The sequence below is a fragment of the Mycolicibacterium sp. XJ870 genome (genome assembly GCF_053483975.1).
The window spans coordinates 293,618-314,515 of record NZ_JBEFTI010000003.1 but is presented as its reverse complement, the minus strand read 5'-3'; the positions used below and the strand labels follow the sequence as shown (position 1 = coordinate 314,515).

Annotated in this window: 25 protein-coding genes; 15 read left to right on the top strand and 10 right to left on the bottom strand. The window is 64.6% G+C overall.

Annotated features, from left to right (window positions below; all coding sequences use genetic code 11):
* The first annotated feature begins 41 nt into the window (after window positions 1-41).
* The 4 genes from ABQF30_RS16330 (at window position 42) to ABQF30_RS16315 (ending at window position 2,751) form a co-directional block, all read left to right on the top strand.
* A complete protein-coding gene (locus tag ABQF30_RS16330) occupies window positions 42-353 on the top strand; it encodes a Dabb family protein (RefSeq protein WP_448465535.1) in 312 nt (103 codons plus the stop codon).
* The gene (locus ABQF30_RS16325) at window positions 350-1,288 is read left to right on the top strand and encodes a cyclase family protein (protein ID WP_448465533.1); all 939 of its coding nucleotides are present in this window, start codon (window positions 350-352) and stop codon (window positions 1,286-1,288) included. The genes ABQF30_RS16330 and ABQF30_RS16325 overlap by 4 nt, the downstream gene beginning before the upstream one ends.
* A gap of 5 nt (window positions 1,289-1,293) precedes the next feature.
* Window positions 1,294-2,139 carry a carbon-nitrogen family hydrolase gene (locus ABQF30_RS16320; RefSeq protein ID WP_448465531.1) on the top strand — a complete coding sequence of 282 codons (846 nt, stop codon included), beginning with the start codon at window positions 1,294-1,296 and terminating at the stop codon, window positions 2,137-2,139.
* Between the two features lie 111 nt (window positions 2,140-2,250).
* Window positions 2,251-2,751 carry a MarR family winged helix-turn-helix transcriptional regulator gene (locus ABQF30_RS16315; protein WP_448465529.1) on the top strand — a complete coding sequence of 167 codons (501 nt, stop codon included), beginning with the start codon at window positions 2,251-2,253 and terminating at the stop codon, window positions 2,749-2,751.
* 8 nt (window positions 2,752-2,759) lie between these two features.
* On the opposite strand, the gene ABQF30_RS16310 is transcribed toward ABQF30_RS16315, so the two are convergent.
* The 5 genes from ABQF30_RS16310 to ABQF30_RS16290 all read right to left on the bottom strand — a co-directional run bounded on the left by ABQF30_RS16310 (window position 2,760) and on the right by ABQF30_RS16290 (window position 8,100).
* Window positions 2,760-3,455, bottom strand: a complete 696-nt coding sequence (locus tag ABQF30_RS16310; protein ID WP_448465527.1) for a GntR family transcriptional regulator — start codon at window positions 3,453-3,455, stop codon at window positions 2,760-2,762.
* A 109-nt stretch (window positions 3,456-3,564) separates the two neighbouring features.
* Window positions 3,565-4,308: an SRPBCC family protein gene (locus ABQF30_RS16305; protein WP_448465525.1), complete on the bottom strand. Its 744-nt coding sequence runs from the start codon at window positions 4,306-4,308 to the stop codon at window positions 3,565-3,567.
* A 36-nt stretch (window positions 4,309-4,344) separates the two neighbouring features.
* On the bottom strand, window positions 4,345-4,839 hold the full coding sequence (locus ABQF30_RS16300; protein ID WP_448465523.1) for a (2Fe-2S)-binding protein: 495 nt from the start codon (window positions 4,837-4,839) through the stop codon (window positions 4,345-4,347).
* Window positions 4,832-5,707 (bottom strand): FAD binding domain-containing protein, encoded by an 876-nt coding sequence (locus ABQF30_RS16295; protein ID WP_448465521.1) that lies wholly within the window; start codon window positions 5,705-5,707, stop codon window positions 4,832-4,834. The genes ABQF30_RS16300 and ABQF30_RS16295 overlap by 8 nt, the downstream gene beginning before the upstream one ends.
* Window positions 5,704-8,100: a xanthine dehydrogenase family protein molybdopterin-binding subunit gene (locus ABQF30_RS16290; RefSeq protein WP_448465519.1), complete on the bottom strand. Its 2,397-nt coding sequence runs from the start codon at window positions 8,098-8,100 to the stop codon at window positions 5,704-5,706. Before ABQF30_RS16290 ends, ABQF30_RS16295 begins: the two co-directional genes overlap by 4 nt.
* 114 nt (window positions 8,101-8,214) lie before the next feature.
* Here ABQF30_RS16290 and ABQF30_RS16285 point away from each other — a divergent pair, with 114 nt between their 5' ends.
* From ABQF30_RS16285 to ABQF30_RS16255, 7 genes are all read left to right on the top strand, one after another.
* On the top strand, window positions 8,215-9,300 hold the full coding sequence (locus ABQF30_RS16285; protein WP_448465517.1) for a zinc-dependent alcohol dehydrogenase: 1,086 nt from the start codon (window positions 8,215-8,217) through the stop codon (window positions 9,298-9,300).
* Window positions 9,297-10,565 (top strand): aromatic ring-hydroxylating oxygenase subunit alpha, encoded by a 1,269-nt coding sequence (locus tag ABQF30_RS16280; protein ID WP_448465515.1) that lies wholly within the window; start codon window positions 9,297-9,299, stop codon window positions 10,563-10,565. Before ABQF30_RS16285 ends, ABQF30_RS16280 begins: the two co-directional genes overlap by 4 nt.
* Window positions 10,552-11,064 (top strand): aromatic-ring-hydroxylating dioxygenase subunit beta, encoded by a 513-nt coding sequence (locus ABQF30_RS16275; protein WP_448465513.1) that lies wholly within the window; start codon window positions 10,552-10,554, stop codon window positions 11,062-11,064. Before ABQF30_RS16280 ends, ABQF30_RS16275 begins: the two co-directional genes overlap by 14 nt.
* A gap of 276 nt (window positions 11,065-11,340) precedes the next feature.
* Entirely contained in the window at window positions 11,341-11,532 is a 192-nt protein-coding gene (gene rd, locus ABQF30_RS16270; protein ID WP_448465511.1) for a rubredoxin, read from the top strand.
* 6 nt (window positions 11,533-11,538) lie between these two features.
* Window positions 11,539-12,753, top strand: coding sequence for an NAD(P)/FAD-dependent oxidoreductase (locus tag ABQF30_RS16265; protein ID WP_448465509.1), 1,215 nt, complete (start codon window positions 11,539-11,541; stop codon window positions 12,751-12,753).
* A 10-nt stretch (window positions 12,754-12,763) separates the two neighbouring features.
* Entirely contained in the window at window positions 12,764-13,534 is a 771-nt protein-coding gene (locus tag ABQF30_RS16260; RefSeq protein ID WP_448465508.1) for a dienelactone hydrolase family protein, read from the top strand.
* A gap of 34 nt (window positions 13,535-13,568) precedes the next feature.
* Entirely contained in the window at window positions 13,569-13,832 is a 264-nt protein-coding gene (locus ABQF30_RS16255) for a DUF6295 family protein (protein WP_448465505.1), read from the top strand.
* Between the two features lie 13 nt (window positions 13,833-13,845).
* Here ABQF30_RS16255 and ABQF30_RS16250 read toward each other — a convergent pair whose 3' ends face one another.
* The gene (locus ABQF30_RS16250) at window positions 13,846-14,649 is read right to left on the bottom strand and encodes an SDR family NAD(P)-dependent oxidoreductase (protein WP_448465503.1); all 804 of its coding nucleotides are present in this window, start codon (window positions 14,647-14,649) and stop codon (window positions 13,846-13,848) included.
* Window positions 14,650-14,734: 85 nt separating this feature from the next.
* Window positions 14,735-15,652: an alpha/beta fold hydrolase gene (locus tag ABQF30_RS16245; protein WP_448465501.1), complete on the bottom strand. Its 918-nt coding sequence runs from the start codon at window positions 15,650-15,652 to the stop codon at window positions 14,735-14,737.
* Window positions 15,653-15,730: 78 nt separating this feature from the next.
* Between ABQF30_RS16245 and ABQF30_RS16240 the strand changes: the two genes are divergently transcribed.
* From ABQF30_RS16240 to ABQF30_RS16230, 3 genes are all read left to right on the top strand, one after another.
* A complete protein-coding gene (locus ABQF30_RS16240) occupies window positions 15,731-15,877 on the top strand; it encodes a hypothetical protein (RefSeq protein WP_448465499.1) in 147 nt (48 codons plus the stop codon).
* A 159-nt stretch (window positions 15,878-16,036) separates the two neighbouring features.
* Window positions 16,037-16,204 carry a hypothetical protein gene (locus ABQF30_RS16235; protein WP_448465497.1) on the top strand — a complete coding sequence of 56 codons (168 nt, stop codon included), beginning with the start codon at window positions 16,037-16,039 and terminating at the stop codon, window positions 16,202-16,204.
* 274 nt (window positions 16,205-16,478) lie between these two features.
* A complete protein-coding gene (locus tag ABQF30_RS16230) occupies window positions 16,479-17,027 on the top strand; it encodes a DUF1062 domain-containing protein (RefSeq protein WP_448465495.1) in 549 nt (182 codons plus the stop codon).
* An 84-nt stretch (window positions 17,028-17,111) separates the two neighbouring features.
* Here the strand turns inward: ABQF30_RS16230 and ABQF30_RS16225 are convergent, their stop codons facing one another.
* The 3 genes from ABQF30_RS16225 to ABQF30_RS16215 all read right to left on the bottom strand — a co-directional run bounded on the left by ABQF30_RS16225 (window position 17,112) and on the right by ABQF30_RS16215 (window position 19,316).
* Window positions 17,112-18,581, bottom strand: coding sequence for a glyceraldehyde-3-phosphate dehydrogenase (locus tag ABQF30_RS16225; RefSeq protein WP_448465493.1), 1,470 nt, complete (start codon window positions 18,579-18,581; stop codon window positions 17,112-17,114).
* 251 nt (window positions 18,582-18,832) lie between these two features.
* Window positions 18,833-19,084 (bottom strand): hypothetical protein, encoded by a 252-nt coding sequence (locus ABQF30_RS16220; RefSeq protein WP_448465492.1) that lies wholly within the window; start codon window positions 19,082-19,084, stop codon window positions 18,833-18,835.
* A 4-nt stretch (window positions 19,085-19,088) separates the two neighbouring features.
* Complete coding sequence (locus ABQF30_RS16215) at window positions 19,089-19,316, bottom strand: hypothetical protein (protein WP_448465490.1); 228 nt, start codon at window positions 19,314-19,316, stop codon at window positions 19,089-19,091.
* Between the two features lie 330 nt (window positions 19,317-19,646).
* On the opposite strand from ABQF30_RS16215, the gene ABQF30_RS16210 reads away from it, so the two are divergent.
* The gene (locus tag ABQF30_RS16210; RefSeq protein ID WP_448465876.1) at window positions 19,647-20,891 is read left to right on the top strand and encodes a glycosyltransferase; all 1,245 of its coding nucleotides are present in this window, start codon (window positions 19,647-19,649) and stop codon (window positions 20,889-20,891) included.
* Window positions 20,892-20,898 lie beyond the last annotated feature (7 nt).

The following is a 20,898-nucleotide window of genomic DNA, read 5'->3' as shown; positions in this document are numbered from 1 at the left end:
ATCCAGTAGCATAAAGAAAACAGAATTCTAAAGGAGTGATAATGATCCGACACGTGTTCGCCTGGAAGCTCGTCGACCCCGACAACGCTGGGAAGGTGATCGATCTGTTGACCGAGTATTCGCAATCGCAGGACGCGGTCCGCAATTTCGAGATCGGCGGGCACACCGGCGATCCCGGTGACAACGGTGACCCGTGGGACGGTGTGCTGATCACCGACTTCGATGACTGGGATGGTCTGCAGGTGTATTCCGACCATCCCGATCATGTGAAGTTGGTCGAAGTGCTGCTGCCGATGGTCAAAGAGCGCGCCGTGATCGATTTCGTGCGTCGTGAGGGGGTCGAGCGCGCATGACCTCCACCATCGGCAAGCGTGCCGACATCCAGGTCGCCCGCAGCCCTTACGGACCCGACGACGAGCGCGGGGCGTTGAATCTGCTGACGCCAGAGCGTGCCGCTGCCATTCTGGCCCGCGCAGACGCCTCGACTGTCTACGACCTGAGCATCGACTACTTCGTCGGAATGCCCAGTTTCCAGGCCGCAGGCGACCCCTCGTACCAGATCTATATGAGCCACACCCCGGCAGGCACCGCGGTGGACAACCTGAATGGGGTTGGCGCCGAGGTCAACCGACACGTCTGCTATTCCGGTGACGTCATCTTCATGTACACCCACACCGGAACCCACATCGATGCGCTCAACCACTTCGGGGTGGACAACGAGATCTACAACGGCTTTTCCGCCGACGAGCATCTGGGCAGCAGGCACTGGATGAAAGGCGGTGCCGAAACCATCCCGCCGATCATCACCCGCGGCGTGCTGATCGATGTGGCGGGTCTCAAAGGTGTTGACTGCCTGCCGGATTCGTATGCGATCACCATCGAGGACCTGCAGGACGCGCTCGAGCGTGCCGGGCTCACCCTGCAGGACGGGGATGTGGCGTTCGTACGTACCGGCCGGATGCGGTACTGGCCCGAGGGGTCCAAGGTGCTGGGCGACCCTCCCGGACTCGGGCTGGAAGCCGCCCGCTGGATCACCGCGCAGAACATCTCGGCAATCGCCTCGGATCAGGAATGCGTCGAGGTGGGCCCATCCGAGCATGAGGACAACTGGTTGCCTGGGCACTGCCACTTCTTGGCCGAGGCAGGCGTCCCGATGATCGAGTTGGTCAACCTCGAAGAACTCGCCCGCGACGGTGTCGACGAGTTCTGTTTGGTCGCTGCTCCCATCCGGCTGCGCGGGGCCTCCGGTGCACCGCTGCGTCCGATCGCCATGCCGCTGCGCGGATAGCCGAGATGAGCACAGATTCCACGATGCGAATAGCGGTGCTGCAGACAGCATTCGACGAAACCGAGCAGCCAGAAACCCGGCTGGCGCGCGTGATGCAACTGATCCACGCACACCGCGCCGCCGATCTCGTGGTGCTGCCCGAACTGTGGGCACACGGCGCGTTCACCCCGGCAACGTGGCGCTCACAGGCCGAATCGCTCGATGGTCCCCTGGTTCGCGCGTTGTCGACGGCAGCGCGCGATTGCGGGGTGTACCTGCACGGCGGCAGCATCGTGGAATCTGCGCTCCCAACCGCAGACCGCGGCCCCCAAGGCCGCGGCCTGTGGAACACCTCGGTGCTGTTCGGGCCCGACGGTGCACTGCTCGCCACCTACCGCAAAGTCCACCGATTCGGCTTCGGTGAAGGGGAGCCGCAGTTGCTCGAAGCCGGAACAGCACTGACCACGGTGGATCTTCCTCATGGCAGGATCGGACTGGCCACCTGCTACGACCTGAGATTTCCCGAACTGTTCCGCGCGCTGGTCGACCGCGGCGTTTCGTTGTTCGTGGTAACGGCGGCATGGCCGGCGCCGCGGCGCGACCACTGGGAGCTGCTGGGCCGTGCCAGGGCGCTGGAGAACCAGGCGTTCGTCGTCCAATGCAACACCGCAGGTGCGCACGGCGGGCTGCAGATGGCCGGGCACAGTCAGGTCGTCGATCCCTACGGCCGCATCATCGCGCAGGCGGCCGACACCGCCGACACATTCACCGTCGACATCGACCTCGCGGTCGCGCAGCAGTTCCGTGACGAATTCCCCGTCCTCGCCGACCGCCGATTCGGTGACACTCGGGCGCATGCCTTGCCGCGCTGATCATTCCGCCGCCAGGCATTGAGCGGAAGCCCCGCGCGTCGATCCGGTGCGCGCTACGGCGTGATCTCCTCGTCCTCTAGCGTGAGGGGTGGGTGTACGGGGAAGGTAGTGATGAGTGACCAGGTAGACGGCATTCTGCAGCAGTGGTCGCATGAGTATCCCCAGGTGGATACCTCGCCAATGGGTGTCGTCGGCCGGATCTGGCGGCTGTCACGTCATCTCGAGCAGCGGGTGCAGCTGGTGCTGGCTCAGTTCGACTGTTCGCTACCCGATTTCGACGTCTTGGCGACTCTGAGACGCAGTGGGCCGCCCTATTCGCTGACTGCCGGCCAGTTGATGTCCTCGGCGATGGTCACCTCGGGGGCGATCACCAACCGCGTCGACCGACTGGTCGAGCGGGGATTGGTCACGCGTGAACCCAACGCGGACAACCGCCGCATCCGTCAGATCTCGCTGTCGCCGGACGGTTTGGAACTGGTCGACAAGATGCTTCCCGCGCACGTACAGAACGAGCGCGAGTTGTTGTCGCCGCTGAGCGCGGATGAGTACGACGACTTGGTATCGATTCTGCGTAAACTGTTGCACGCGTTGGAAGTGCCGCCGGAATCCTAGACGCCGGCTCAGGTCCCGGTGATGCCCATCGCCCTGAGGCTTTCCATGGTCGCTGACATCGATGCTTCAAGATGGGCAGCGAGCGCCGCGGTCACCCCGTCGGCGTCTTTGGCCTCGATTTGGCGGGCGATCTCGCCATGTTCGACGGCCGCGGCTTTACTGCGTTCTGGTGTCCTGCTGTTTATGACGTAGCGCTCGCAGGTGTTCCACAACATTTTCAGATGCCGCTGGAGCACGCCTTCGCCGGCGCCGCGAAACAGCGCGAAATGAAATGCCCGGTGAGCGTGCAGCATCTGCTCACTGGCCTCGGGCACGCCTTGCTCGGTCAGCTCGGCCATCGTGTCCAGCCAATACCGCATATCTCTGGCGATGGTGATGTCCTCACCGGTGGCAGCCCGTGTCGCGGCGATGACCTCGATGCGCTGCAGGATCGTGTACGCGTCGGTGATATCGGCGAGGTTGAGCGGGCGCACGACGGTGCCGCGCCGCGGCAGGTTGTCGACCAGCGATTCGGCCTCCAACTGGCGGACCGCCTCGCGCAGCGGCACACGGCTGACGCCGAGCTCGTCGGCAAGGGAGTACACCGACAGTTTCACTCCGGGCTTGACCTTGCCCAGCAAAATGCGGTCCCGCAACGCCTCGACGACGAACTCGGTGACGGTGTCGGGCGGGGTAGCCGCCGGCGCGCCCGCGGCGGGCGTCATCGCCGACACCGCCGGCCGACGCTCTCATTTAACATAGCCGTAGCATATCGAATTCTTTTTCCCATTTGGGGACTTCCCGCCCGCCAGCAACAACCGTGCCGCCGCCGGATCACCGCAGCCGGGTGTCTTCGGTGCAGCGTGAGGCGCGGGCGAGCTCCAGTAACAGCGGGTAGAGCGCCGAGGCGTCGGAGGGCTGGCTGATCGGATTGCGTCGGCGTGGTAACAGCCGTCCTATCACCAGCCCGACCAGCAGGGCGCCCGCAGCTGGGGCGGCCTTCTTGAACAGCGGCAGACCGAGGCTGAGCAGGTCGAGCTCACCGCCTGCAGGGGCGGCTGTCTGTGTGTTCGGAGTTGACGGCGTCGGGACGGTGGTGAAATCTGCTGTGCCGCCCTGGCTTTCGGGGGCGCCGGCGCTGATCAGCTGTTCGAGGTTGGTGGCGAACTGGCCGATGATGCGGGCGCCGACATCGGCCATTACGGAGCGGCCGAACTGGGCGATGCGGCCGGTGACCTGCAGGTCGGTCAGGACCTCCACCAGGGTGGTGTCGGGGTCCTTCTCCGAGAGGGTGACACGGACGACGGCCGCTGCCGTCCCTTTACCGCTGGTCTCTGCGCCGCGGGCGTCGAGCACCATCAGGTGCCGCTCGGGATCGGTTTCGGTGAACGAGGCGAGGCCCTGGTAGCCGACCTTGATAGGGCCCACCTTGACGGTGACGGTGCCTTCATAAGTGCCGTCTTCGAGCGGGCGGACCTGCGCGCCGGGCAGGCAGGGGGCGATCGCGGGCACATCGTTGAGCAGCGTCCAGGCCTGTTCGATGGGGGCCGGAACGACGAACTGGTTGATGAATTCCATTGGGATTGCTCCTGATTGGTGAGAACGGGGAGAAGGTTAGGAGCCGGCGGGCTGGGGAGCCGAGTCGAGGCCGGCCTGGTTGGCGTTGAGGACGGCGCGGACGATGCCGTTGTAGCCGGTGCAGCGGCAGATATTTCCCGACATCGCTTCGCAGACGGAGTCGCGGGACTGGTCTTCGCGTCGGCGGATCAGTTCCCAGCCCGCGATCAGCATGCCCGACGTGCAGAAGCCGCACTGCAGCCCGCCCTGCCGGGAGAATTCTTCACGCAGACGCGCGGCGTCCTCGTCGTCGAGACCTTCGATCGTGACGATTTCGGCGCCGTCGCAGGAGCCGGCCAGCATCAGACACGACCGCACCGGCAGCCCGTCGACCATCACGGTGCAGGCCCCGCAGACTCCCTGTTCACAGCCGAGATGTGTTCCGGTCAAGTCCAATTGGTCGCGCAGCAGGTCGGCCAGGCTGGTCCGGCCCTGCGTGTGCAGTTGGTGGCGCTCACCGTTGATCTTGACGGTGATGGTGAGATCAGTCATCGGTGGATACCTTTCTAGCGTCGCGCAGCGCACGCGCAACGGTGACCGCGTGAAGTTGGAGGTGGTGGCGGGCGGCCGGGTCGTCGTTGTCGGCGTTCGCACCGATGTCCTCTGCGACTGCGGCGCGTAAATCGGGGACCGCGATCTCGTCCGGGCGGCATCCGGTGACGACCCGCTCGGTGGCGGCAAGGTGCACCGGGACGTCGCGCGCGGCGCCCAGCCACAGATGCGGTTGTGACATCGTGCCGTCCGGCTGCAGGCCGAAGGTGCCCACCGCGAGGGATTCGGCGAACTCGCCGACCTTACGGTTGGTCTTGTGCAGCGCCCACCGCTGGTCGGCGGGTAGGCGAGGCACGCGGACCGAGACGATGATCTCGTCGGGTTCCAAGCTTGTGGTGAAGAAGCCCAGCAGCAGGTCGGCCACCGCGATGTCACGGTGTCCCCGCACTGACAGGGCTGTGACGTGGGCACCGAGAGCTGCCATGACCGTGGGCCATTCGGCCGACGAGTCGCAGTGCGCCAGACTCCCACCGACCGTGCCGCGGTTGCGGATTGCCCGGTAGCCGATGCCTGCTGCGGCGTGGCTGAGCAATCCACCGGTGGCGTCGGGAACCAGCCCGTTCTCCACCATCATGTGGGTTACGGTCGCGCCGTAGCTGATGTGGTCTGAATGCTCAGTGTAGGACCGTAATTCGGCAATCGCGGTGATGTCGATCAGGTCACTGGGCTCGGCGAAGCGCATGTTCATGATCGGCAGCAGGCTCTGCCCGCCTGCCAAGATCTTGGCGTCGTCGCCGATCTCGGCCAACAGTTGCACTGCGCCCTCGAGACTGTCGGGGCGGTGCAGGGTGATGTCGGCGGCCTTCATGACCGCACCGCCGTCAGGGTGTGGGTCGACGGTGCGGTGGCGGCGTCGATGGCGGTCCACACGCGTGTCGGGGTGATCGGTGTCTCGTTGGCTTCGGCGCCGATGTCACGCAAGGCGTCGGTGACCGCGTTCGCGATCGTCGCCGGGGGTGCGATCGCACCGCCTTCGCCGGCGCCCTTCATCCCGAAAACTGTGAAGGGAGAGGGGGTTTCCATGTGTTCGAGCTTGATCTCGGGGATCTCGGCCGCACCTGGCAGCAGATAGTCCAGGAAGGAGGTGGACTTCGGCTGACCGTCGGTGTCGTAGATGAGTTCTTCGAGTAGCGCGGTGCCGATCCCCTGGGCGACACCGCCGATGATCTGCCCGTCGACGATGAGCGGGTTGACGATGGTGCCGCAGTCCTCGACGACGCCGTAGTCCAGAAGCTTGACCTCCCCGGTATCCAGATCGACCTCGACGACGGCGGCCTGGGTGGCGTAGGTGAAGGCGCCGGTCTGTACGTCTGGGCTGTAGTGAAAAGTGGCCTCCAGTCCGGGTTCCACGCCGGGGACATGGTCGGGGGTGAACAGGAATTCGCGGGCGAGTTTGGTCAAGCTCACGGTGGTGCCGTCCGGTGCGCGCACTGCGCCACGATGAAATTCCAGTCGGCTGGGGTCGTCGTCCAGCAGCACACCGGCGATGCGCAACACCTTGTCGGCGAGTTGTTGGGCGGCTCCGAACGTTGCGCCGCCTGCCATGACCATCGAGCGTGACGCGAACGTTCCGTCGCCACGCGGGGTCAGGGCGGTGTCGCCGTGCAGGACAGTCACCGATTCGGGATCGATGTCGAACACTTCGCTGACCACCTGTGCCAGCGTGGTCTCCGAACCCTGTCCGTGGCTTTTGATTCCGACGCTCAGGGTGAAGGCGCCGGTCGAGTCGAGCATCAGCCGGGCACCTTCGATACCGATGGTGATGGCGAGCCCGCGTGAGGCCCATTCGATGCAGCCGTGGGCGGTCTGTTCAGTGAAGGACGCGTAGCCGATCCCGATCCGCTTGCGGGAGGCCGGGTCGGTCTGGCGCTGGGCGTCGCGCCAGTGGTCGTGGTCGATGAGTTTCGCCGCTCGGCGCACCGCCTCGGGGTAGTCGCCGCTGTCGTACACCTTGTTGGCCACGGAGGTGTAGGGCATCTGCTCGGCGCGCACCATGTTCTTGATCCGCATCTGGTAAGGCTCGATGCCAAGCTGGTGCGCCAGTTCATCGATGGTGCGTTCGATGGCGAAGCAGGCGCCGGGGCGGGCGACGCCTCGGTAGGGTCCGGTCGGCGTCCTGTTGCTGGCGAAACTCCGTGCGCGGAACCGGTAATTGCGCAGATTGTAGGGACCCGGGATCATCGCTGCGGCCATCGACGCATCCATGGTCGCCGTCCACGGGTGCACCGAATAGGCGCCGGCGTTGACCAGGATGTCGGCGTCAACGCCGAGCAAGGTGCCGTCGGCCGCGGCATAGGCGGTGATCCGGTAGTCGTGATCGCGCGACTGAGTCGAGGCCACCATCGCCTCCCAGCGGTCCTCCACCCAACGGACCGGGTACGGCACATTCATCGCGATCGCCGCGAGCGTGATCTCTTCGGGGTACACCGAGCACTTGGCACCGAATCCGCCGCCCATATCGGGCGCGATCACCCGCACGCGTCGGCCTTCGATCTGCAGCATCTCGGCGAGCATGTCGCGGATCATGTGCGGAGTCTGCGTCGATGACCACACTGTCAACTGGTCGGTGGACTGGTCGTAATAGGCGATGACTCCGCGGGTCTCCAGCGGGACCACTGATTGCCGGTTCATCCGATACTCGCGGGTCACCGTCACCGCAGCGTCGCGGGCCGCGGCGTCCAGATCGCCGAAGCTTCCCGCCGTTGTCGCGAACACGTTGTCGGGCCACTCGTCGTGGACCAATGACGCCTCGGGCCCCAGTGCGCTGGCTGCATCTGTGACCGCGGGCAGCGGGGTGACCTCGACGAGGATGCGGCCCGCCAGGTCCTCAGCCTCGGCGCGGGTCCGCGCAATCGCCAGCGCAATAGGTTCCCCGACGTAGCGAACCTTGTCGCTCGCAAGGTTCGGCAGCGGCGCCGCCCGGAACCCGGGCAGCGTCGAGGTGGCCGTGCACGGGAGGGCGTGGGGGGCCAAGGTCTCCGCGGTCCACACCGCAGACGGGGTGATGTCGCCGGGCACCGTCACCGCGGTGATCCGGCCGTGCGCAACCTGGCTGCGGACGAACGCCACCTCCCGCAGGCCAGGCATCTTGATGTCCGCGATAAAGCTGCCGCGGCCATGTAGATGGCGTTTGTCCTCGCGGCGCGGTTGACGCGCCCCTACCCCATTTATGCGGGTAGAGCGGGTTTTAGCGATCCCCATCGAGCCTCCTCCCGTCGCGCCGGTGTGGCGGGCGACGACTTGACATCTCGTTGTGAACTATAGCACAGTTCGGCATATAGAATTCTGTTTTCTAAATGAGAGGCGGTGGCCCGGGTGGCACAGACTAGTAGGGCTGCGGTGTTGTACGGGCCCGGAGACTTGCGGATCGAGGAGTTCGCGCTGCCGGCCATCGGCGACGCCGACGGGCTGCTGAAGGTAGAGGCCACCGGCGTGTGCGGCACCGATGTGGCGGCCTACCACGGCGTCAACCCGTACTACGAACTACCGTGCGCGCTCGGGCACGAGCTTGTCGGCCGGGTCGTCGACATCGGCGAGGAGGCCAGCCGGCGCTGGGGCGTGCAAACCGGCGACCGCATCGTCGTCGAGGAGTATCTGCCCTGCGGAACCTGCCGATCCTGCCTGGCCGGCGCCTACCAGATGTGCCGCGTGCCCCGATACGGCGGCAAGTCGATCCACCATGGCAGCGGCCTGTACGGCGGTTACAGCGACTACCTCTACCTGCATCCGCAAGCGATCGTGCACAAGGTTGCCGAGGAAGTCGATGCCGACCTGCTGCAGCTCTACATCCCGATCTCCAACGGCCTGGACTGGGTGAGCCGCATCGGCTCGCTGCCCGTCGGTGGTACCGCGGTGATCGTCGGACCCGGGCCCCACGGGCTGGCCTGCGTGATCGGCGCGCGCGAAGCCGGGGCCGACAAGGTGATCGTCGTCGGGCAGGACCGTGACGCCCATCGACTGTCGGTCGCGTCCAAACTCGGCGCCACGCACGTGCTGACGGGCACGAGTGCCGATGTCGTGCAAGCCATCTCCGAGATCACCGACGGTTTGCTGGCCGACACCGTGGTGAACGCCGCCGATTCCAGTGCGGCCCTGGAAACCGCACTGGCGGTGGCCGGGGACCGCGCCACCTTGGTGCAGGCCGGGCTGCCCAAGAGTGGCGGCGGCAGTGCCGAGTCGGTGTTGGCCGCACTCAACAGCAAGGTGCTGACCATCCGAGGAGTACGTGGGCGACCCAGCAGCGCGGTACCGCCGACGCTGCGTCTCATCGAATCCGGCAGGTATCCGCTGCATTTGATGTGCACCGGCCAGTTCAGCATCGCCCAGACCGAGGAAGCGCTCACCACCACCGGGCGTGAACCCGAAGCCATCCGCTCCAGCGTCATCCCGTCGCTGGCATGAGCACCACACCGACCAGAAAGGACACCGCACCCATGACCGAAGTCAGCGAGCGGCTGTCGTCGCCTCTGATCACCGATCAGTGGCAAGTCAGCGGACAGATCTATCGCGACCCGGCCATTTTCGCCAAGGAGATGGCCACCGTCTACGCCCGCACGTGGGTTTACGTCGCCCACGAATCGGAGATCCCGTCCGGCGGTGACTACAAGACCGCTCACATCGGGCTGCAACCGGTCATCGTGAGCAGAAGCTCCGACGACGACTCGATAAACGTGATGTTCAATCGCTGCAGGCATCGCGGATCCGCCGTCTGCCAACAGGAATTCGGTAACTCCAACTTCTTCCGCTGCGCCTACCACGGCTGGACCTACAGTTCCTCGGGCCGGCTGACCGGGGTGCCGTTCGACGACGGCTACGGACCCGATTTCGACAAAGAGGTCATGGGTCTGGCTCACGTCGCCCAGGTGGCCAGCTACCGCGGCTTCATCTTCGCCACGTTGTCCCCGCGCACCATCGATCTGCCCACCTACCTGGGCAACTCGCGCAAGTACCTGGACTTCATCGCCGACCTGAACGGTGACGAGGGCATCGAACTGTCGGCACACGCCCACAAAGTGGTGTTCAACGGCAACTGGAAGTTGCAGATAGAGAACACCATTGACCCGTACCACTTCTCGTTCACCCACCAGAGTTGGCTGGACATTCTGCGCGCCCGGCACGGCAAGAGCAGCCCCTGGGTGAAGAACGTCAAGAGCAATCCGCAGTGGCGCGGTTTGGATCTCGGCGGCGGCCACGCCGTGCACGAATACGGTGATCCCACCGCCGAGCGGGACAACCACGGTATCGCCATCGGCGAGCTGATCCCGTTCAACCTCAACGTCTTTCCCAGCCTGGCGTTCGTCGGCGCGCACCTGCGCCTGGTGGTGCCCCGCACGGTCAATCAGACAGCGGTGTATCTGTACCCGATCTTCCCGCGCGGCGCCGATGAACAAACCCGGAGCCGCATCCTGCGCGACCACGAGGCGTTTTACGGGCCTGCCGGACACGGCTCCACCGACGACATCGAGGTCGGCTTCGACCGGGTGACCGCTGGGCTGGAAGCCACCGCCAGCCCCGCCGACTGGACACTGATGGCCCGCGGCCTGGATCGGGAAGTGATCGACCCCGAAACCGGAATCCGGATCGGGCGATCGTCCGACGAAGTGCCCCAACGTGCCTACCTGCGCCGCTGGCTCGAACTGATTGAGGACCGCGATGACAACCGCTGAAGTGACTTTCGTTGCACCACAGGTAGATAAGGATGACGTCGAGCAGTTCCTGTTCGCCGAGGCCGAGCTGTTGGACCGACGCCAGTTCACCGACTGGCTCGCCCTGTTCACCGAGGACGCCTGCTACTGGATCCCGTCGGGCTTCGACGAGCACGACACCAACCGCAGTGTCTCGATCATTTACGACGATTACCCGCTGCTCGCCGAACGGGTGCAACGGCTGTGCGGCGGACTGGCCTACGCCCAGATCCCGCCGTCGCGCACCGCCCGGCTGATCAGCAACATCCAGCTCCTCGACCCCGAGGACGGCGACCCGACCACCCTGTCGGTGCGAGCCAAACTCGTGGTGGCCGAATTCCGCCGCCAGAACCGCTACCTCCAAGCGGGGCGGGTGACCTACACGCTGGTCAACACCCCGGACGGCCTGCGCATCAAGTTCAAGAAGGTCGAGTTGATCGACAACGACGGCTATCTCGGCAATCTGAGCATGCCGCTGTGAACGATGACACCCGGGCGGACTCCGAAGGCATCGTCATTCACAACGAGTTCGCGTTCGTCCGGGTACGGCTGCGCGACCCCGGCGGTCGTCCCCGGTTACGCGTGGAAGACGTTCGCACCGGTCAGACGATCGAACTCGACGCCATCGAATTGGAATCGCTGGCCTGGGCGCACCACCGCGACCTGGCACCGCTGCTCGATCCCAGCCTGACCCGGTGGATGCCCGAGGTCGGCGAAACTTGCCCGCTCCCAACACCGCGAAACAAGGAAGTGAAACATGACGGTAGTAACGGCTTCGCTCACCCAGAAGTGGATCTGCCTGGCGTGTGGCGACATCTATGACCCCATCGAGGGCGATCCCGAGGGTGGGATCGCGCCCGGCACCGCCTTCGAAGACATCCCCGACTCGTGGGTGTGCCCGGTGTGCGGCGCCCGCAAGAGCGAGTTCGAGCCCTACGACGAGGACTGATAGACCATGAGCGATGACGTCAGCTCCATCGTCTTGATCGGCGGCGGCGTGGCCGCCGCCAGCGCTGCCCACGAACTGCGCAACCGGGGCTACGACGGCGCACTCACCATGCTCACCCGCGAGCTGGAGCCGCCGTATCACCGGCCCCCGATCACCAAGCAACTGTTGGCCGACGCCGGCCACAGCGTCGAATATTGCTCTCCCACATGGTGGTCCGAGCACGAAGTCGACGTCCGAACCCGCAGCGCGGCCGCCGCGTTGGACACCGCTGCTCGGGCTGTGACCTTGACCAACCAACAAACCTTGCCCTACGACCGGGCGCTGGTGGCTACCGGCGCGATGGTGCGGCGGCTGTCCATCGACGGAGCCGGTCTGCCGGGCATCCATTACCTGCGTACCCCCGCAAACGCCCACAAGTTGCGTGAGGACGCCGCCGACGCCCAGCACATCGTCCTGATCGGCGGGTCCTTCATCGCGGTGGAAGTGGCCGCCTCGCTGAGCAGCCAAGGCCGCCGCTGCACCCTCGTGATGCAGGAAACCCGCTGCCTGGAGCGCACATTCGGGCGAACTGTCGGTGAGTATGTGCATAACCTGTTGTGCGACAACGGCGTCGAGATCCTATGTGGACGCGACGTTGTGGGCTTCACGGGCGACACCGAGCTCACCGGGGTGCGCACCGCCGACGGAACCCACATTGCCGCCGATCTGGCGGTCGTGGGCGCTGGCGCAGTGCCCGACACCAAGCTGGCCGCGAAGGCCGGCCTGGACATCGGCCCGACGGGCGGGGTGCGCTGCGACAGCCGTCTACGCACCAGCGATCCGCACATCTTCGCCGCCGGAGACATGTGCGAATACGACAGCGTCGTGCACGGCCGGGCCATCCGCGTCGAACACGAACAGCACGCCATCGCCCAGGGAGTGACCGCCGCCCGCAACATGCTCGGCGCCGGTGTCGACCACCGTGAGGTTCCATACTTCTGGACCGACATCGCGGAGTGGGCCCGCCTGGAATACGTTGGGCCGGCCCGCAGCTGGGACGACGAGATCGTCACCGGATCGGTCGCCGACGGCGAATTCACCGTGTGGTATCTGGACGACGATCGGCTGGTGGCCGCTTTGACGAACGGGCGCCCGGCAGACCTCGACCTCGCCCGCGAACTGCTGGCCGCCGGCTGCGACAGCCATGCCGACGCCCGCACCGCCATCGCCAATCCGGTCTAGGGAGGTCAACGTGTGGAACACATTCGATACCGGAGGCGGGGTCGGCCTGACGGCGAGCATCGTCAGCTATCCCAGCGGCGGTGAAGAAGTCCACGCCTACTACGCGCGGCCGTTGTCCGAGCCCGAGAAACCGCGGCCCGGCATCGTGCTGGTCCACCACCAGCCAGGTTGGGACGAGTTCTATCAGGAGTTCGCCGAGCGGTTGGCTCGGCACGGTTACGAGGTGGCTGCTCCAGATCTGTACTGCCGAGCGGGGCACGCCACACCTGAGGACGTCGCGGCGAAAGTGCGCAGTCAGGGCGGTGTCTCGGACGACCAGGCGGTGGCGGACTTGGCTGCCGCCCGTGCGTGGCTACTCGAACAGCCCAGTTCCAACGGCAAGGTCGCCATCATGGGCAGCTGCTCAGGCGCCAGGCAAGCGGTGCTGACCGCCTCACGGGTACCGGGATTTGATGCCGTTGTCGACCTGTGGGGCGGCGCCATCGTCGCCGCGCCAGAGGAACTCAACGACAAGCGGCCGGTGGCGCCCATCGATTACACGGCAGACCTGCACGCCCCGTTGCTGGGCATTTTCGGCAACGAGGATCAGAGCCCCTCACCCGCACAGGTCGACGTCCACGAGGCCGAACTGAAGCGCCTGGGCAAGGATTACGAATTCCACCGCTACGACGGCGCCGGTCACGGCTTTATCTACTACCACACGCCACGCTACCGCCCCGAGCAGGCAATGGACGCTTGGGAGAAGCTGTGGGTGTTTCTGGCACAACGACTTTCGGTCTGAGTGCGACATATCCGACAACATCGAGGAGGCCAAGATGTGCACCCACATCACCACCACAGCCGACATCGCCGGATCAGGCAGGACCGGCTCAGGCTGGTTCCCCCTCAACCAGGTCAGCGTCGGCTATGACCACGCCACTCAGGGCGTCGACGAACACGCCCTCCTGCTCGACTTCGTGAACTACGACATCGGGCTTGGAGCCCGGCTGGCATTAGAACTCGACCTCGAATCCGGAAAGGCTCTACTGAGCACCTTGCAGTCGGTGATCGCTCAAGCGGAGGCCGCCGGACTGCACTAGCAGGAACCTCGGCCTATACCGACTTGAGATAGCCGGCGTCGACCACGAAGGCCGCTCCGGTGGTGCTCGCCGAACGGGGCGAAGCGAGGAGAGCAACCACGTCGGCGATTTCCTGAGGATCGACGAGTCTGCCGGTGCTCAGGTTCATCATTTCCGGTGCGACCTTGTCCAACACTTGGTCGCGGTCGATGCCGGTCTGCTCGGCGAGTATGTCGGCGGCCCCGCCCGGCTCGGTCCACCAGGGGGTACGCACAGGCCCGCATGAGACGGTGTTGACCCGGATGCCCTGAGGCGCGTACTCCTCTGACAGTGCCACTGTCAGGCTGTCCAACCCGGCTTTCGCCGCCGTGTAGTCGACATTCATCGCCGACGGCTGACGGGCATGACCAGAGGAAACGTTGACGATGGCTCCACCCCCGCTGTCGAGCATCGCGGGAATCGCGGCCCGGCATGCTCGGACTGCCGAAAACAGGTTGAACTCGAACATGCGCTGCCAGTCGTTGTCACCGGCCGCCATGAACCCAAACTGGGGGAGCGTTACGCCTGGTGGGCGGCCACCGGCGTTGTTGACAAGGATGTCGAGCCCGCCGAAGTGTTGGACTGCCGCGTCCACCACCTGTGTGGTCGCGTCCGGCCCGCTCATCAAGTCGACCGCCACGTGGAGGTATTCGCCCTCCTGCCTGCCGAAGCCCGGGGCAGTTCGCGAAGCAATTACAACGCGCGTTCCCTCGGCCATCAACGTGGCGGCGACGGCCCGACCAATTCCCTTGGAACCACCGGTCACAACCGCAACGCGGTCCTTGAGTTGCAAGTCCATGCTGTCTCTTTCGTTCGCGAGCGAACGCCGTACGCGTGCCGCCCTTTACCTGTAGACGTGGGCGGCATGGGAAATGTGAGGTCGCTCAGGTGATCGACCAGAACTCCAGCAGGGTGCGGATCGTCGCCACCAGCGGTAGCGGCTGATCCAGCATGGGATGGTGGCCGGCCTCGGCGAGTTCGATGAAGGGGCCGCGCAATTGCAGGATCGAGCGGATCTGGTCGGCCATCCGCGGCGAGACCAATCCGTTTTCGCACCGCAGATACCCGACCCGGCAAGGGATTCGGGCGAACGCGTTCTCCAGGATCTCCTCGTCGTCGGGCGTCTCGTCCAGCAGCAGGCCACCGAAGATGTCCGGGTCGAACTTCCACACCCAGCCGTCGGCGGTCTGGCGCACGGACTCCGAGGCGATGTGGTGACCGATGTAGGGCAGCGTCACGTCCTGCTTCGGCACGGCACGGAAGCGCGCCAGGATCTCTTCTTCCGTCGGGTATCCGGCGGCGTCGCGGCGCCGGTTGCGCAGCCGGACTTCCTCGGGGGCGCGATCGCGGAGCGGTGAATCGATGACCAAGATGCTGTCGATCCGGGCGCCGTAATGGGTGGCGGCAGAGGCGCCGACCCAACCACCCATGCTGTGACCGACGATCGTGGGCCGCGCCGGGGATCCGGAAGCCTCTGACGCCGCGAGAACTTCACGCGCCCAGATCGTCAGGGTGTACTGGGTGCGGGTGCCGCTGTCGCCGTGCCCGCTCAGGTCGGGGGCAACGACGCGGTGAGTGCGGGTGAAGAAGGGCGCGATGTGATCCCACCATCCGGAGTGGGCGCCGCCGCCATGGACGAACACCAATGGTGGATTGTTCGGGTCGCCCCAGGCTCGCATATGGATCGGGCAGCCGTCGACGTCGATCGTCGAGTGTTGCGGTGTGTGGTCCAAGGCGGCGGTGAACCATGCCGGAGCGTTCGCCAAGGGGCGCGGAGCTGGAGGTGCTCCACGTCGGAACATGCGGTTCACCTGCCGAGTCTCTCGCATACGCGGACTACGTTCGAGACCGGAGGTCCTTCCCGTCGCCAGCTGCTCGAAATGTCTAAGCATTGGGCCCGGGAGGATCTCAAGATGCCGCTGGAGCATGCGGACAGTCTGGTCGAGCTGCATCCCAGCGCGTGTGTTGCTGGGGTTTCGTCGGGTAAGCAGCTGGTCGAGGCATGTTCGCGCGCCATCGAGCATTGATTGCTGCCATCCGGCGACCAATCTCTGCCAACGGAATTAACCGCGCTGAGCACTGTGTTGAGCCTGTCAGACCGGATAGGAAACCCCGAATCGGTGGACACAACATCCGAACCGCGACATCCCGCCACGGCTCGAACTTCGAAACAGAAGGGCTTCGACATGAAGAAGTTTGGATTTGCCAGCGCCATCGCCACCGCCTTCGCCGCCGCGATCGTCGGCCTGGCGGCCCCGGCCGCCGCCGACGTGACCCACCACCAGTGGGTGCACGACATCCAGCGGCACGCCACCGTCGGCGACATCACCCCGACTTTTGGCAACGGACGCTGACGCGCAACACGAAAGAGGGGCACCCGGACCGGGTGCCCCTCTTTCGTGACTGTGGAGTCGAGAGTCGTTGATCCCGAATCTGAGAGCAGTTTGACCGAAAACCATTGGCGCGGGGCCGTTGGGCGCCACTAACGTGCTGCCGAACCGAGCCGTCTAGCCGAGAGTATGCCGTTGTACACCAAGTGAGACCTCCCAAGCGCTGATCAATCGCGCGTCGCACATTGCGCCGCGTGTCCTTTCGGCGCGGACTTCTCACTGAAACTGGTGTACTTCTGTGCTCAAAAACTGGGCGGTCGTGCCCACCTGTCTGCCCCTCGTTGCCGGCCGCTGCCATGCGTGTGCGTCCGAGCGCTTCCGGGCAAGCGGGAAATTTCGCGTCAATGCGAACCACAAGCTCATCGACGCATGGCTCCTCGCGCTCTGCACCGCGTGTGGAAATACTGCGAAACTCTCGGTCCTGGAGCGGGTGAGTGTGCGAGCAGTGCAGCCTGAGCTCCTGGACAGACTGCACGACAACGACATTGACCTGATAGCGGAGCTCATCCAGGATCCGATCGTGCAACGCCGCAACCGAATCACTCTCGACTGGGATAACGCCTGGCGCCTCGACACTGACGGATCGGCTCACCTCGACTGCGACGTGGTTGATGTCTCGGTCCGCTTTGCGGCGCGTATCCCGATCCGGCCGGTGAAATTGATCGCTCGTGGTTTCGGCATATCGCGAGCCGAGGTCGAGAAGCTGATCGTTGAGGGCCAACTCGTTTCGGCACAACGGCTCAGCGGCAAGCTTTCGGGTGACTTCACTTTCACTCTCAAGCGCTGAGGGGCAAAGCTTCGTACGGCGGAAGTCCCGTTCACTGCACCAATTTCGGGCGGTGACTGCCTGGCGAACCCGGAGGCTAGGTACCTAACTGTCTGCTCGCGCAAGGGCCTCCGTGCCAGCGCGCATCTGCGGATACGTCGGGTACTCGATTCCTGACAGGTACTGCACCGTCCGCACGACCTGGCAGGAGTAACCGAATTCGTTGTCGTACCAGACATAAAGGATCACATTGTCGCCGTCGACGATCGCCGCGTTCTCATCGATGACGCAGGCGGCACGCGAACCGATGAAGTCACTCGACACGGCATCGGTCGCCGCGGTGTAGTCGAGATTGCGGCTCAGCGGTCCCGATAACGACGCCTGGCGCAGGTACTCCAGGGCCTCCCCTTTGGTGGTTGGCCGGTGCAGTTGCATGTTGAGGATCGCCACCGAAACATCCGGGGTCGGAACGCGAATCGATGCGCCGGTGATCTTGGCCTTCAGGTCGGGCATGGCCTTGGCGACCGCGGATGCCGCACCGGTTTCGGTGAGGACCAGATTGAACGGCGCGGACCGGCCACGGCGGTCGGCCTTGTGATAGTTGTCCAGCAGGTTCTGGTCATTGGTGAACGAATGCACGGTTTCCACGTGGCAGCGCACGATGCCGAACTCGTCGTCCATCGCCTTCAGCGGCGGAACGATCGCGTTGGTCGTGCACGAGGCGCAGGAGAAGATCTGCTGCTCGAGGTCGAGCGTGCGGTGGTTGACCCCGTGCACGATATTCGGTACGTCGCCCTTGCCCGGAGCGGTGAGCAAGACCTTCGCAACACCGGGACGCAGGTGCTTGGACAGCCCTTCGCGGTCGCGCCATTTGCCGGTGTTGTCGATCAGGATCGCATTGTCGATGCCGTACTGGGTGTAGTCGACGCTGGCCGGGTCGTCGCTGTAGATGAACTTGATGACGTTGCCGTTGGCGATCAGGCAGTTGTTCTCGGTGTCGACTTTGATCGTGCCGTTGAAGTGGCCGTGCACCGAGTCGCGGCGAAGCAACGACGCCCGCTTGGCCAGGTCGCCGCCCCCGTTACTGCGGACGACGACGGCACGTAGGTTCAGGCCGTTGCCGGATCCGGCTTTCTCTACGAGCAGTCGCGCTACGAGCCGGCCGATGCGGCCGAACCCGTAGAGCACCACATCCCGCGGGCCCTGAGGTTCGGTCTTGTTCTCACCGGTCACCTCATCGAGTACCTGCGCGGTGAACTCGGGCACAGACAGGCCTCCATCGCCAGCGCGGTAGGCCATGACCAGCAGGCCGAGGTCGATCTTGGACGGGCCCAGGTCCAGGTCGGCCAGCGCCTGCAGGAATGGGAAGGTTTCCTCCACGGACAGTTCCTCGCCGCCCACCTGACGCGCAAACCGGTGGGTCCGCAGGATGCTGATGACGGATTTGTTCACCAGTGACCGGCTGTGTAGCAGGACGGTCACGCCCTTGGCCCGGTGCAGGGTGCCGATGATCGGGATCATCGCCTCGGCGAGCGCTTCCTGAGCGTTCCAACGGGCGAGTTCTGGGGAGTTCAAATCAAGCGTCCTGTGAGTCGTGCGGGCTGGCCCCTCGGATTGAGTAGCGCTCCGATGTTAACGACCACCAGATCTCACAATGCGCCTCGGTTCGGCTGTGAGGTCAGGACTGCGCCGACTGCGCCGGCTGCGGCGCCCCGGCGCAAACGAGAATGGCTGTGGCGGTGATATTTTCGCCCCTGCTGGGATGTGCGCATTCCCAATCGATTTGGGCGGCCTCGGTTCTTACAATCCGCTGGGCGACCGCCGTTTCAGTGCATGCATAGATCGGAGCTCAACAGGAGGCCCGGCCACATCACGGTGATCTGACCAAAGGCCGCGATGTCGGCGCCTGCAGGAAGCCGGGTGTTGAACTGGGTAGCCAGCATGTCGATGTAGTCGGCGTGCAGGAACGCGACCACAACTCCCACCACGATGTACGGAATGGCCAGCCACATTGCTGTCTCCAGCACGCCGCCAATGGTCACCTCGCGGTTGAGCACGCGTTTCACAAAATCGGTCACGGGATCACGCCATGCACACGTCGGCGAACAGCAGGACAGGCCACGATGCGATGGAGCCGAGGAACGACACCGCGAGGTCGGGGCCGTTCATGCCGTGGAGGTGGTCGGTATGGGTCGCGGACCAGATACCGCCGATGATCAGGTAGGGCAGACTCAGCAGTACCCCGATGGCGATCAACTCGGCGATGGTGAGTCGGTAATTCAAAAGCTGTTGGACGCGTGACTTGAGCATGCGGCGGCTTTCTGTTCGGCGACCTTTCGATTGGGCTGATGTTAATGGCTATTCTGCGCGCTGTACGGCGATCGCGACATCACCATGCCCACCCGAGCGCGATCATCATCACCGCGACCATGCCGTCGAGTCGGTACGTCACAGCCCTGCAGCTAAGCCGTCCCGCCATGAGTGGAACGGGTCACACGGAGGCGGCGCGGCTACAGTTGGAGTCAGTCGCATGGGCGGCACGACTACTTGACCTCCTGCCGGAGAGGCAGAGGGAGGGTCGTAGTCGCAGGTCAGGGGCAACGGCACTGCTACCCGACTCAAGATATGAAGAGGTTCTGGATGCATGTCGCGCTTTTCACCGATCTTCACCCCGACAGCCTCGGGGGTACCCAGGTGTCGGTCGCCACGCAACGTCGTGCCCTGGAGGAGCGCGGGCACCAGGTCACGGTGTTCACCGCACCGCTACGCGAGACGGTTGATCCTGATCCGTGCGTCGTCGAATTGAGGCCAGTGCCTGTTGTGGCTCCGCTGATGCGCAAACTGGGCAGGCACGACGACTTCATGTTCGTATGGCCGTCGAAAACGAATCGCGCGATCATCGATGAGGCGTTCTCGGCCCGCGCGCCCGTCGACATCGTGCACACACAGGGGGATTTAGGTGTGGCGATAGCGGGCGTGGAAGCCGCCCGGCGGCACGGTCTTCCGGTCGTTCAGACAAAACACACCCGTTTCGACGTGTACTTCGACCAGGCCACCGCTACTCCGCTTCCGCTGGCACTGTTGTTCGGCTCGATGCAGAAGCGCCATCTGCCAACGGAATTCGACTTTGTCCGTGTGAAGGAAAGCGCATCGTCGCATCTGGCTTGGCGTCTGATGGTGGCGCACGCGCAAGCAGTAGACCACGAGATCACACCGACGGGTCACTTTGCTCAGTCGTTGGCGCGGCGAGGCGTGAATCGACCAATATCCGTCATTTCCAACGGTGTTGATGATGGCGAGATCGATCGGGCCAGAGCAGTCGAGGTGGTCACGCCTCCGGACAGCGAGCCGCTTCGGCTCATCTGGTGTGGACGGCTGTCATCGGAGAAGCGAGTTCTTGCCGCAGTGCAGGCTGCTGCCCTGGTTGATCGCTGCACGCTCGACATCTACGGTGACGGCCATCTGGAAGGATCCATTCGCAAGACCATCGAATCCAGCGGGCTCTCCGCGCGAGTTCGCTTGCACGGCAGGGTCGATCGCGAACAATGTCTCATCGCCATGAGATCAAGCGACGCCCTCCTGTTCACATCCAGCGATTTCGACACGCAGGGGTTGGTGCTCCTCGAAGCTGCCGCCATGTCTTTACCCACGATCTACTGTGATCCTGCCCTGAGTGAAACGGTGCCAGAAGGCGGCGGACTTCTCAGCGCCGGCCCGTCGCCCGACTCATTGGCCGCCGCTATCCGTGCGCTCGTCGATGACCGCGACAAACTGAGGAATATGGCCGACATTGTCACCACACAACGGGACACTGCCCGGCAATCCCGTTACACCGACAAGATCATGGCCATCTACGAGAGCCTGGTGGACCCAGTGTCTGCCTAGGCCTTCG